This is a genomic window from Campylobacter cuniculorum DSM 23162 = LMG 24588 (assembly GCF_002104335.1).
GTDB classification, from domain to species: Bacteria; Campylobacterota; Campylobacteria; order Campylobacterales; family Campylobacteraceae; genus Campylobacter_D; species Campylobacter_D cuniculorum.
Map to the genome: position 1 here is coordinate 871,705 of NZ_CP020867.1, position 11,865 is coordinate 883,569.

13 protein-coding genes are annotated in these 11,865 nt (G+C 30.4%); 12 read left to right on the top strand and 1 reads right to left on the bottom strand.

Features of this window, described 5'->3' with window-relative positions; all coding sequences use genetic code 11:
- The first annotated feature begins 75 nt into the window (after positions 1-75).
- From CCUN_RS04400 to CCUN_RS04445, 10 genes are read left to right on the top strand one after another with little or no spacing between them, the layout of a single operon-like run.
- Positions 76-546 carry an RNA pyrophosphohydrolase gene (locus CCUN_RS04400; RefSeq protein ID WP_027306475.1) on the top strand — a complete coding sequence of 157 codons (471 nt, stop codon included), beginning with the start codon at positions 76-78 and terminating at the stop codon, positions 544-546.
- Positions 546-1,751: an aspartate kinase gene (locus CCUN_RS04405; RefSeq protein WP_027306474.1), complete on the top strand. Its 1,206-nt coding sequence runs from the start codon at positions 546-548 to the stop codon at positions 1,749-1,751. Before CCUN_RS04400 ends, CCUN_RS04405 begins: the two co-directional genes overlap by 1 nt.
- Complete coding sequence (locus CCUN_RS04410; protein ID WP_027306473.1) at positions 1,748-2,281, top strand: HobA family DNA replication regulator; 534 nt, start codon at positions 1,748-1,750, stop codon at positions 2,279-2,281. The genes CCUN_RS04405 and CCUN_RS04410 overlap by 4 nt, the downstream gene beginning before the upstream one ends.
- Complete coding sequence (locus tag CCUN_RS04415) at positions 2,281-2,892, top strand: DNA polymerase III subunit delta' (RefSeq protein ID WP_027306472.1); 612 nt, start codon at positions 2,281-2,283, stop codon at positions 2,890-2,892. The genes CCUN_RS04410 and CCUN_RS04415 overlap by 1 nt, the downstream gene beginning before the upstream one ends.
- Positions 2,889-4,031 (top strand): dihydropteroate synthase, encoded by a 1,143-nt coding sequence (gene folP / locus CCUN_RS04420; RefSeq protein WP_027306471.1) that lies wholly within the window; start codon positions 2,889-2,891, stop codon positions 4,029-4,031. The genes CCUN_RS04415 and folP overlap by 4 nt, the downstream gene beginning before the upstream one ends.
- Positions 4,028-5,977: an NAD-dependent DNA ligase LigA gene (gene ligA / locus CCUN_RS04425; RefSeq protein ID WP_027306470.1), complete on the top strand. Its 1,950-nt coding sequence runs from the start codon at positions 4,028-4,030 to the stop codon at positions 5,975-5,977. The genes folP and ligA overlap by 4 nt, the downstream gene beginning before the upstream one ends.
- The gene (gene tlyA, locus CCUN_RS04430) at positions 5,967-6,728 is read left to right on the top strand and encodes a 23S rRNA (cytidine-2'-O)-methyltransferase TlyA (RefSeq protein WP_027306469.1); all 762 of its coding nucleotides are present in this window, start codon (positions 5,967-5,969) and stop codon (positions 6,726-6,728) included. Before ligA ends, tlyA begins: the two co-directional genes overlap by 11 nt.
- The gene (locus CCUN_RS04435; protein ID WP_035176008.1) at positions 6,694-7,548 is read left to right on the top strand and encodes a bifunctional riboflavin kinase/FAD synthetase; all 855 of its coding nucleotides are present in this window, start codon (positions 6,694-6,696) and stop codon (positions 7,546-7,548) included. The genes tlyA and CCUN_RS04435 overlap by 35 nt, the downstream gene beginning before the upstream one ends.
- Positions 7,545-8,249: a carboxy-S-adenosyl-L-methionine synthase CmoA gene (cmoA, locus tag CCUN_RS04440; RefSeq protein ID WP_027306467.1), complete on the top strand. Its 705-nt coding sequence runs from the start codon at positions 7,545-7,547 to the stop codon at positions 8,247-8,249. Before CCUN_RS04435 ends, cmoA begins: the two co-directional genes overlap by 4 nt.
- 9 nt (positions 8,250-8,258) lie before the next feature.
- Entirely contained in the window at positions 8,259-9,611 is a 1,353-nt protein-coding gene (locus tag CCUN_RS04445; protein WP_027306466.1) for a pentapeptide repeat-containing protein, read from the top strand.
- A 673-nt stretch (positions 9,612-10,284) separates the two neighbouring features.
- Here the strand turns inward: CCUN_RS04445 and CCUN_RS10155 are convergent.
- A complete protein-coding gene (locus tag CCUN_RS10155) occupies positions 10,285-10,416 on the bottom strand; it encodes a hypothetical protein (protein WP_276202720.1) in 132 nt (43 codons plus the stop codon).
- Between the two features lie 41 nt (positions 10,417-10,457).
- On the opposite strand from CCUN_RS10155, the gene mscL reads away from it, so the two are divergent.
- Together mscL and grpE are read left to right on the top strand one after the other, a co-directional pair.
- Positions 10,458-10,904 carry a large conductance mechanosensitive channel protein MscL gene (gene mscL / locus CCUN_RS04450; protein ID WP_027306465.1) on the top strand — a complete coding sequence of 149 codons (447 nt, stop codon included), beginning with the start codon at positions 10,458-10,460 and terminating at the stop codon, positions 10,902-10,904.
- Between the two features lie 240 nt (positions 10,905-11,144).
- Positions 11,145-11,681 carry a nucleotide exchange factor GrpE gene (grpE, locus tag CCUN_RS04455; protein WP_027306464.1) on the top strand — a complete coding sequence of 179 codons (537 nt, stop codon included), beginning with the start codon at positions 11,145-11,147 and terminating at the stop codon, positions 11,679-11,681.
- The last annotated feature ends 184 nt before the right edge of the window (positions 11,682-11,865 follow it).

The following is an 11,865-nucleotide window of genomic DNA, read 5'->3' on the forward strand; positions in this document are numbered from 1 at the left end:
TTCTATATTTTTGAATTTTAATAAAATTTTATTTGAAATAAGTTAAAATTACACTCATAAGTTAAGGAAACTGATGTGGAAAAAGAAAAAAAATACAGACCCAATGTTGCTGCTATTGTTCTTTCAAGTGATTATCCTTTTGAATGTAAATTTTTTATTGCAAAAAGAAGCGATATGGAGAATATATGGCAGTTTCCTCAAGGTGGTATTGATGAGGGTGAGGATGCTAAAAGTGCTTTAAAAAGAGAGCTTAAAGAAGAAATAGGCACAAATGAAGTTGAAATTATTGCTGAATATCCGCAATGGCTTAGCTATGATTTTCCTAGTAATGTGGTGAAAAAAATGTATCCTTATGATGGGCAAATTCAAAAATATTTTTTAGTGCGTCTTAAACATAATGCTAAGATTAATATCAACACCAAACATCCTGAATTTGATTCTTATCGTTTTGTGGGAATTAAAGAAATTTTTGAAATGGTTAATCATTTTAAAAGGAAAATTTATATTCAAGTTATCAAATATTTTGAAGAAAAAGGTTATATTTAATGCTTATAGTGCAAAAATACGGGGGAACAAGCGTAGGAGATTTAGAACGCATTCGAGCTGTTTCACAACGAGTGATACAAAGTGCAAAACAAGGAAATAAACTTGTCATTGTCGTTTCTGCGATGAGTGGGGTGACCAATGAATTGATTGATTATGCGAATTTTTTTAGCAAAAATCCAAATGGTAAAGATATGGATATGCTTTTAAGCAGCGGAGAGAGAGTCACTGCGGCACTTTTATCCATTGCTTTAAATGAACAAGGTTTTAAAGCTGTTTCTTTTTCAGGCAGAAAAGCAGGGATTACCACTGATGAGGTTTTTACTAAGGCAAGGATTAAATTTATAGACACTCAAGCAATTAAGCAGGAGTTAAATCAAGGAAAAATTGTCGTTATAGCAGGTTTTCAAGGTGTGAGTGAGCAAGGCGATGTTACGACTTTAGGACGCGGGGGAAGCGATTTGAGTGCTGTGGCGGTTGCAGGAGCTTTAGAAGCTGATTTGTGTGAAATTTACACTGATGTTGATGGGGTTTATACTACTGATCCAAGAATTGAACCAAAGGCTAGAAAACTCGATAAAATTTCTTATGAAGAAATGCTTGAACTTGCAAGTTTGGGGGCTAAAGTTTTGCAAAATCGTTCAGTGGAGCTTGCAAAGAAATTGAATGTGAATTTAGTTACAAGAAGTAGTTTTAATCATAATGAAGGAACAATAATCACAAAGGAAAATAATATGGAACAAGCCTTAGTTAGTGGCATTGCTTTGGATAAAAATCAAGCACGAATCACTTTGAGAAAAATAAAAGATAAACCCGGTATTGCAGCTGAAATTTTTTCAACCTTAGCAAATGAGAATATCAATGTGGATATGATTATCCAAAATATAGGTTTAGACGGAGCAACAAATTTAGGTTTTACTGTGCCTGAAAATGAGCTTGATTTGGCGAAAAATGCTATGCAAAAAATTCTTGATGATGAGGCTGTGATAGAAAGTGATAGAGCTGTTGTTAAGGTTTCTGTTGTAGGAGTTGGGATGAAATCTCATTCCGGCGTTGCAGCAACAGCTTTTAAGGCTTTGGCTGATGAGAGCATTAATATAGGCATGATTTCTACAAGTGAGATAAAAATTTCTATGATAGTTCAAGAAAAATATGGAGAATTAGCCGTTAGAGCTTTGCACGAGGCTTATGAGCTGGATAAAAAATGAATGATTTTTTAGCACACACTCTAGAAAATATAAGGGCTGGGGGAAATTTTATGGCTTGGATGGAGTCGCGTCGTTTAGAATGGGCTCCTCTTATGGCTGCAAGGCTTAAATATCTCTTAGAAGGACATACTTTTGTTTTAATGTGTGATGAATCAAGGTCTTGGTATGAAGAGTATTTTTTGAAAAATATCAATGCAAAAGCTTCAAGACCTATGCTTCCTTTTGTATCTTTAAGCTCAATTTATAGAAAAAAAATTCACAATCAAGAAGACATTGCTTTGCTCAATGATTTATTAGAACTTACTTTTCCTAATGGCTATATTTATTTTTATATAGGAAGTGCAAATGATAAAAAGTCTCAAATTGCAAAATCCAAAGATGATAGTTTGTTGTGGCTTTTTGATGAGCAATTGCAAAATAGTTTTTATTTAAATTCTAAAGATAAAGACTTAGACAACAAGCTCATTTCTTTGTTTAAACTTTTGGATATGAGTTTGGATGCGATTTTATTTTCAAAAGTTAGTCTTTAATGTTTGTCAGCAAAATTTTAATCAGCGATGCATTTGAAGAACTAAAAAATGAACTCATTGCTCAATTTACAATCAATGCTTTAAGATTTATCCCAAAAACTCCCGCAGATGAATTTTTAATCGAGGATGCAAGAGCGGTTGAAAGGGAGAGTTATATCGCCGAAAAAGATGAAAAAATCATCGTTATAATGGCAAATTCTTTTAGAATCGAGGCTCAAAATTCCTTGCTTAAACTTTTAGAAGAACCTCCAAGAAATATTAAATTTCTTATTGTAGCACCTTCAAAAAATTTGCTTTTACCGACCATTAGATCCCGATTAATTTGTCAAAAACATAAGAAGATAAAAGAAAAAAAAATTTTAAATTTGGATATAAAAAAACTCGATTTAAAAATGATGTTTGAATTTCTAAAGGAACATGAAAATCTTAGCAAAAATGAACTTTTAGAAATCATTTCCCAACTTAGTCAAGAAAGCCTTAAATGCAAGACTTTTAACGCATATGAACTTGATTTTTTTTATAAAAGTTATGAATTAGCTCAATTAAATTCCAAAGCAGGAATTTTACTGAGCACTCTTTTGCTCAATATCTATACAAAGAATGAAAAATGATTTTTTTAAAACTCAATGAAAATACCGATTTTAACGAACTTTGCAAGATTATATGTCCTGATAAAATAGGGCAGAAAATTATGCAAAAAAAAATTAAAATCCATTTTATATATATTAAAAATATACGCACAGTTGCTGCAAATATTTTAAAACAAGATGCTTTAAGAGTAGGAGCTGAACTTGTTACACATAAAGAGGTGGTTACAGCCGGAATTTCTCATTCAAATGCTCTTTTAATGGCAACTTGTGAGCAAATTGAAAAACTCATTAAAAAAGAAGCTATGCAGGATTTTGGGCTTAAAAATTTGGCTCTTTTTTTACAAAAACAATTCATCAAACCCAAAAAACCAAAACTTATGGCAGTTTTAAATATCAATAAAGATAGTTTCAACCCAAAAAGTCGCACAGATGAAAAACATTTTCAAAGCAGATTAGAAGAGCTCTTAGAATTAAAACCAGAATTTATCGATATAGGTGCGGTTTCTTCAAGACCGGGCAGTGTGTATTGTGGTGTGAAAGAGGAATTTAAAAGATTGAAAAAAAGTCTTGATTTAATTTATGCACAAAATTATTATAAAAAGGCAATTTTTAGTTTGGATAGTTTTGATGAATACAGCTTGGAATATGCTTTAAATAAGGGTTTTGGCTTGATTAATGATATCAGCGGTTTAAAAAATGAAAATCTTGCAAAACTCGCTTGTCAATATAAGGCAAAATATTGCTTAATGCACATGCAAAATGAACCTTACAATATGCAAGATAATCCGCATTATGAGGATGTTTTAGATGAACTCACGCAATTTTTTACGCAAAAACTTGAAATTTTACATAAATATGGTGTTAAAGAAAGCATTTTAGATGTGGGTATAGGTTTTGGCAAAAGTGCGTGGCATAATATGATTTTGATTAAACATTTGGGGCATTTTTTGCAGTTTGATAAACCTTTGCTTATAGGTGCGAGTCGCAAAAGTGTTATTAATGCTTATTTTAAAAGCAAGGTTGAAGAAAGACTTCCAGCAAGCTTGTATTTGCATCTTAAAGCCTTTGAAAATGGAGCAAGCATTATAAGAACTCATGATTTATATGAACACAAACAGATGTTTAAATTACAAAGTATTATGCAGGAGTTAAGTTTATGACAAGACAAGAATATTTAGAAAAAATTACTCAAGCTAATGAGTGGGCTCAAGCATATTATAACAAAGATGACCCTCTAGCAAGCGATGAAGAATACGATGCTTTAATAAAACAATTAAGAGCCTTTGAAGAGCAAAACCCCACTCAAATTGCTCCTAATTCACCCACACAAAAAATTGCTCCGACTTTACAAAGCGAATTTCATAAAATACCGCATCTTAGCAAAATGTGGTCTATGGAGGATGTTTTCAATGAAACTGAACTAAGAGCTTGGGCTAAGAGGGCAAATTGTGAAAAGAATTTTTTCATCGAGCCTAAATTTGATGGGGCAAGTCTTAATCTCATCTATGAAAATGGCAAACTTATAAGCGGTGCTACTCGTGGAGACGGCGAGGTTGGCGAGGATATTACTTTAAATGTTTTAGAAATAGAAAACATCCCAAAAACTATAGCTTATAAAGAAAAAATCGAAATTAGAGGCGAGATTGTGATTTTAAAAAAGGATTTTAATAGCATTAATGAGCAAAGAATCAAAGAGAATCAAAATCCTTTTGCAAATCCTAGAAACGCTGCAAGTGGAAGTTTAAGGCAGCTTGATACAAGCATCACAAAAGAAAGAAATTTGAAATTTTATCCTTGGGGGGTGGGTGAAAATACTTTAAGCTTTAAAAAACACAGCGAAGTGATGAATTTCATAAGAGAGCTTGGCTTTTTAAAAGATGATTTTATAAGGCTTTGTGCGAATTTAGATGAGGTTTTAACTTCTTATAAAGAGCTTTTAAGCTTAAGAGAACAAAAAGCTATGATGATGGATGGGATGGTTGTAAGAATCGATGATATAGAACTTTGCAATGAGCTTGGTTATACGGTTAAATTTCCTAAATTTATGGCAGCTTTTAAATTTCCAGCTCTTGAAAAAACGACGCGTTTGTTGGCTGTGAATTTGCAAGTTGGTAGGAGCGGAGTGATTACGCCTGTGGCGGCGTTAGAACCTGTTAATTTAGATGGGGTGATTGTAAAATCCGCAACTCTTCATAATTTTGATGAAATTTCAAGGCTTGATGTGAGGATTAATGATTTTGTGAATGTGATTAGAAGCGGAGATGTGATTCCAAAAATCACTAAAGTTTTCAAAGACAGACGCGATGGCTTAGAGCAAGAAATTGTGCGTCCACAGCTTTGTCCTGTATGTCAAAATGAGCTTTTGGATGAAAAAACGATGATAAAATGCCAAAATTTGGATTGTAAAGCAAGACTTGTTAATTCTATCATACATTTTGTGTCTAAAAAATGCCTTAATATCGATGGATTGGGAGAAAATATCGTAGAGCTTTTATATGAAAAAGGTAAAATCAGCACTTTGGAGAGCATTTTTCATCTTAAATATGAGGATTTTGAAAATTTAGAAGGTTTTAAAGAAAAGAAAATCACTAAGCTTTTAAAGGCGATTGAAGATTCAAAAACTTGCGAACTCTATCGTTTTATCACGGCTTTGGGCATCGAACACATTGGTGAAGTTGCAGCTAAGAAACTTGCAAAAACCTTCGGCAAAATGTGGCATAAACAAGGCTTTGAGGATTATAAAAATCTCGAAGGCTTTGGAGAGGAAATGGCAAAGAGTTTGGAGGAATTTAGCCGTGTGAATCTGCAAAGAATTGATGATTTTTATATTTTATTGAATTTAAGCGAAGAAAAGAGTGAAGTTGTGGAGCAAAGTCCTATTAAGGATAAGATTTTTGTGATTACAGGCACACTTTCGCGTCCTAGAGATGAGTTTAAAGCTTTGATTGAAAAATTTGGTGGAAAGGTCAGCTCTTCAGTGTCTAAAAAAACTTCTTTTGTGCTTTTTGGGAAAGAGGCGGGTTCAAAACTTGATAGGGCTAAAGAATTAAATCTTGTTTGCCTTAGTGAAGAAGAATTTAACCAAATGCTTCACAATGCGTTATGATACCTTTGTGGCTTTAAGTCTAAAAATCAGCAGAAATAAGGCTTTAGAGCTTATAGAAAAAAAAGAAATTTTACTCAATCAAAAATTGTTTAAACCTTCTTTTAATGTGAAAAAATATTTGCAAAATTTACTTGCTTGTGAGAATTTGCAAGAGAAAGATTTGTTTGATTGCAAGGAATTAAAACTCGAGCTTTTAACGAAAATTTATGTGAGTCGTGCAGCTTTAAAACTTAAAAATTTTATTTTGCAAAATGATTTAGAAATTAGCGGAAAAACTTGTTTGGATATAGGTTCAAGTACGGGAGGTTTTGTGCAAGTTTTACTTGAATTTGGAGCCCTTAAGGTTGTAGCTTTGGATGTGGGAAACAATCAACTCCATTTAAGTTTAAGAGAAGATCAAAGGGTTAAATGTGTTGAAAATACGGATTTAAAGGATTTTAAAACTGAAGAAAAATTTGAATGGATTAGCTGTGATGTGAGTTTTACTTCGCTTTTAAATTTGCTCTCTTATATCGATAAGCTCGCACTTAAAGACATTATTTTGCTTTTTAAGCCCGAATTTGAGGTGGGTGTGAATGTTAAGAGAAATAAAAGGGGTGTTTTAAAGGATGATTTAGAATCAATCAAAGCCAGAAAAAAATTTGAAAAAATGTGCTTGAATTTAGGTTGGTTGCTAAAGAGTACTGCCGTTTCAAGCATTAAAGGAAAAGAGGGGAATGTTGAATATTTTTACTACTATAGCAAAGTGTGAGATTGAAGCTTTGGCACTTGGTTGTTTTGATGGTTTGCATTTGGGACATTTTGAGCTTATTAAATGTTTGGGTGAGAATTCTGCCCTTTTGGTGATTGATAAATTTAAGAGTAAAAAACTTTGCACAAATGAAGACAAACGCGAATTAAGCAAAAAAGAAATCATAGAACTTGATTTTGAGAGCATTAAATTTTTAGATGGACAAGATTTTTTTAACGCACTTAAAAAGGAATTTCCAAAGTTAAAGCATATAGTTGTGGGATATGATTTTTCTTTTGGTAAAGATAGAAAATACAAAGCTGAGGACATTCAAAGAATCAGCGGATTAAAAACGACGATTATCGCTGAATATAAAATCAATTCTCAAGCCGTGCATACAAGCTTAATCAAAGATTTTCTTAGCAGGGGTGAGCTTGAAAAGGCTAATGAATTTTTAGGACGCTCTTATAGCATTAAAGGAGCTTTGATTCGGGGGCAAGGTTTGGGTTCTAAGGAGCTTTATGCAACTTTAAATTTAGAATGCAAAGAATATTTTTTACCTAAAAATGGAGTTTATGCAACTTTTTGTGAGCTTAAGGGTAGGGTTTATAAAAGTGTGAGTTTTATAGGAATACGTTTGAGCGATAAAAAATTTGCAATAGAAACGCATATTTTAGGAGATTTTAATCTTAAGCTTGAATTAGGAGAATGTTTAAAACTTAGTTTTATAAAATTTTTAAGAGAGAATCAAAATTTTAAAGATTTCACTCTTTTAAAGGCTCAAATTTCAAAGGATATTGAAGAAGCTTTAAAGATTTTAGAAAAAAAGGAACAAAAATGAAAGACAATCTTTTCAAAAAAAGTCCTAAAAAACAATTCGAATTTGATAAAAGTGTAGCGAGTGTCTTTGATGATATGATTTATCGTTCTGTGCCATTTTACAAAGAAAATTTAGAGCTTTGCGTGAGTTTAGTCTCCAAACTTGCACCGCAGAAAGCCAAAATTTGCGATTTAGGTTGTGCGAGTGGAAATTTTTTGTTAGAACTTTTTAAATCGCGTAAAGATTTTATTTTAAGCGGGATTGATAATGCCAAACCCATGCTTGAAATTGCCAAGCAAAAAGCTAAGGCTTATGGAGCTAAGATAGAATTTTTTGAACATTCTTTGAATGAATTTAGTTTTTTTAAAAATGATGTTTTTATCGCAACTTATACCTTGCAATTTATAAGACCGCCTAAAAGACAGGCTTTGGTGGATAAAATTTATAAGAATTTAAATGAAAATGGAATTTTTATATTGAGCGAAAAAATCCTTTATGAAGATGCCTTTTTATCTAAAAAAATTTTAGAACTTTATGCTGAATATAAAGAAAAACAAGGTTATACTAAATTTGAAATTTCTGCAAAAAGAGAGGCTTTGGAAAATGTCCTTGTGCCTTATAGCACAAAAGAAAATATCTTTTTGCTTCAAAATGCGGGCTTTAAAAGCATAGAAACTTTGTTTAAATGGGCAAATTTTGAGAGTTTTATTGCTTTTAAATGAGGGAGATTTATGAATTATGTTGATTTTGATTCTATGGAATTTATCTCAAAACCACAAGAGAGAAAAGAAGATAGAGCTAAGATAGCTGAAATTTTAGGAATTAATGAAGATAAAGTGGAATATGGTGAGTATTCTATTGCTAATGAAAAAATAGAATGTTTTTGCATTCAAGGAAATCAAAATGAAAAAATACATATAAAAACAGAAGAAAATCTCAAAGAATTATTAAAAAATTATTCTTTAGTTTTTAAAGATTGCACATTTAAATCTTTTAAATGTATTGCTGATAAAAAAGAAAGTATTGAAAAATTAGGTTTTATAAAATGCGAAATAGAATCTTTTTTGATAGAGAATATTGAGTTTAAAGCTTCTTTTAAAATGTTAGATTGTGGAATAGGAAATAAACAAAATACTGAGTGTAATTTTTCATCTATAATATTTAAAGGAGATTGTAATTTCTTTTATACAAGATTTTATGCAAATTGTCGTTTCTCTGATTCTGAATTTCAAAGCAAATGTAATTTTTCAAATGCAAGATTTTACGCAAATTGCAATTTCTCTAGTTCTCAATTTAAACTTAGATGCAATTTTTCATCTGCAACATTTGAAGGAGATTGCGATTTTTCAAAAGTGGAATTTGAAAAAAGTGATGAATCACAAATACATAGGAATAATTATGCTTTTTCATGTGCAACATTTAAAGGAAATTGCAATTTCTCTAGCTCTAATTTTCAAGGCAAATGTTATTTTAGAAATGCGATATTTTATAAAAGGTGTGATTTTCAAAAAGCAACATTTGGAGGGGATTACGATTTCTCTGGTTCTCAATTTAAAGAAGATTGTGATTTTTCAGAGGTAGAATTTAAAGAGTATTGTGATTTTTCTAGGGCTGATTTTAAAGATAATGTAAGTTTTTATGCAGCAATTTTTGAAAAGGGATTTGATTTTTCTCAAACAAATTTTGAGAAGAATTTAAATCTTGTCAATACAGATTTAAATTTTGATTTTAAAGTTTTAAAGAAAAAAATAGAAGAAAAGTCTGAAAATAATAAAGAACAAGGTATTGATAAAACTCTAGAACAGCTTGCAAATGATTTTAGAGATAGCTTTAGAATATGTAAAAATGCTTTGATAAAAGACAATAATCTCTTGGACGCTTCAAATTTTCATAAACTTGAGCTTTATGCTAAAGAAATTGAATTAGAAGAAAAATCGAAGAGAAAAATTGAATGGGATAAAAGCAAACTCGAAGAAAATATAAATAAAATTGTAAAAAAATTTAAATATTTTATAGAACATTTGCTTTTGGCATTTTATAGAAAATCAAGCGACCATCACACGGATTTTTTAAAAATTTTTTAACAATTTCATATTGCTCATCAGTTTATATGCCGTGTTTCTTTTAAAATTACTTGGAATACATCAAGATAAATTACAAGATAAAACAATTTATTTAACAATAATCCCTAGTTTTTTTAATAATTTTGAATTCCTTATTAAAATACATAAGGATAAAGTGCAGGATAATGCAATTTATTCAATTTTATCTGATTTTTTTCATAGTTATAAATTTTTGATATTGATTATATCCTTTTTATTAATTTTAGGAATTTTTATATTTAAATCAAAGATTTGTGATAAGTTTTTGAAATTTAAACATTTTATTAAAAAATTTAGAAAAGATTTTTGGGAGTTGATTAAAACCATTATTTTTCCTTGTTTATTTAATATTATTTTTATCTGTTCGATTGGTATTGCTATTCTTTTTCTATTTTATACTTTATTTAGTGAAGATGTTGCGTTTTCTTTATTTATAAATGTCTCATTTGTAATTTTGTATTTGTTTTTTGTTTGTACGCAATCATTGTTTTTGAGATATCTATGCTTGGTATCTTTTTATCTGTTTTTTATTTACATTCTCATACAAGCTCCTAGCATTATCAATATAATATCTCATTTTTCAAGCGATTCAAATTTTAATAATCCTAATTATCCAGCTCTTATGACTTTAAATACTATTTATATTATATTGTCATTATTGATTCTTTTCTCTGTGCAAAAAACCGCTCGTAAAAATTCTATCGTGCCAACTTAAACGCAATGAGTTGGCTGAAATGAAATTGTAATATTTATGAGTTAAAATTATTTTTACATTTTTTATTGCCATTGTTTTGCAAAAAATTGAAAATTAAAAAAAAGGATTTGGAAATGTTTAAAGAATTTAGAAATTTCATTTTAAGAGGCAATGCCTTTGATGTAGCGGTAGGAATCATCATCGGAGCAGCTTTTAGTAAGATTGTGGATTCTTTGGTTAAAGATGTGATTATGCCTCCGCTTGGCTTTTTACTTAAGGGTGTGGATTTTTCTAATTTATTCATTGTTTTAAAAGAAGGCACAAAAAAAGCCCCCTATGCTACACTTGAACTTGCTAAAAGTGCAGGGGCTATTACGCTCAATATCGGGCTTTTTATCAATACATTAATCACTTTTTTCATCATAGCCACAACCATTTTTCTTTTGTTTAAAAGCATAGACAAACTCAGACGCATGACTTTGAAAAATCAAACGCAAAGCCAAGAAAAATCTTGTCCCTATTGTCTGTCTAAAATCCCTAATCAAGCTATAAAATGTGCATATTGCACGAGTGATTTATAAAACATGATGAATTTAATTTTTTAAAATTAAATGATTTTTGCTGTTTTTTAAATCATTAAAAAAGCATTCAATTTTATAAAAATTTCTCAATTTGTTTAAATATAATAAATATTAGCTCATAAAACTTTAGTCATATAGACTAAATAAAATTAATAAAATTTTTTTATTTTATACTTGACAAAATAACACTCAATGTTGTATAATTTTACAAAAATATCCTAAAAACATAGAGGAGGTCAAGTGGAAAATCAGGAAAATGAAAATCAATGCGGAGAGAATGAAAAAACTGAAAATCAAAATTTTGAGCAAGAAACTTCATCAAATGAAGAATCCCATCAAGAAGCAAAATTGCAAAAAGAATTTGACGAACTTAAGGACAAATACATTAGAGCCAATGCTGAATTTGAAAATATTAAGAAAAGAATGGAAAAAGAAAAACTTAATGCTTTAGTGTATGCAAATGAAAGTTTTGCTAGGGATTTACTCGATGTTATAGATGCTTTAGAAGCAGCAATTAATGTTGAGGCAAATGATGAGTTGAGTTTAAAAATCAAAGAAGGAGTGCAAAATACTTTAGATTTATTTTTCAAAAAACTTGAAAAACATGGTGTAAAAGCCATTGAAGAACTCAAAGAATTTGACCCTAATTTGCACGAGGCTATGTTTCATACCCAAAGTGCAGAGCATTCAAGCGGTGAAATTGTGCAAGTACTTCAAAAGGGCTATAAGATTGCAGACCGTGTCATCCGCCCAACCAAAGTTAGTGTGGCAAAATGAATTAAAACTAAGGAGTAGCAATGACAAAGCAGAAGAAAGATAGAGACAAAGCAAAAAATTTGTCTGTTAAAAAAGGATGATTTTAAAAATTGATGCGTTTGCAAATGAAAATTTGTAAAATTCGTTTTAAAAATACAGAGAAAAATTTAAGCATATTTTGTGTGTGCTTGGAGAGTTGAAAATG

Excerpts from the sequence above, each read along its gene's own strand:
- tlyA (WP_027306469.1), top strand. The coding sequence starts at position 5,967 with ATGCGTTATGATACCTTTGTGGCTTTAAGTCTAAAAATCAGCAGAAAT.
- cmoA (WP_027306467.1), top strand. The coding sequence starts at position 7,545 with ATGAAAGACAATCTTTTCAAAAAAAGTCCTAAAAAACAATTCGAATTT.
- CCUN_RS10155 (WP_276202720.1), bottom strand. The coding sequence starts at position 10,416 with ATGGCAATAAAAAATGTAAAAATAATTTTAACTCATAAATATTACAAT.
- folP (WP_027306471.1), top strand. The coding sequence starts at position 2,889 with ATGATTTTTTTAAAACTCAATGAAAATACCGATTTTAACGAACTTTGC.
- CCUN_RS04445 (WP_027306466.1), top strand. The coding sequence starts at position 8,259 with ATGAATTATGTTGATTTTGATTCTATGGAATTTATCTCAAAACCACAA.
- CCUN_RS04410 (WP_027306473.1), top strand. The coding sequence starts at position 1,748 with ATGAATGATTTTTTAGCACACACTCTAGAAAATATAAGGGCTGGGGGA.
- CCUN_RS04405 (WP_027306474.1), top strand. The coding sequence starts at position 546 with ATGCTTATAGTGCAAAAATACGGGGGAACAAGCGTAGGAGATTTAGAA.
- CCUN_RS04415 (WP_027306472.1), top strand. The coding sequence starts at position 2,281 with ATGTTTGTCAGCAAAATTTTAATCAGCGATGCATTTGAAGAACTAAAA.
- mscL (WP_027306465.1), top strand. The coding sequence starts at position 10,458 with ATGTTTAAAGAATTTAGAAATTTCATTTTAAGAGGCAATGCCTTTGAT.
- CCUN_RS04435 (WP_035176008.1), top strand. The coding sequence starts at position 6,694 with ATGTTGAATATTTTTACTACTATAGCAAAGTGTGAGATTGAAGCTTTG.
- ligA (WP_027306470.1), top strand. The coding sequence starts at position 4,028 with ATGACAAGACAAGAATATTTAGAAAAAATTACTCAAGCTAATGAGTGG.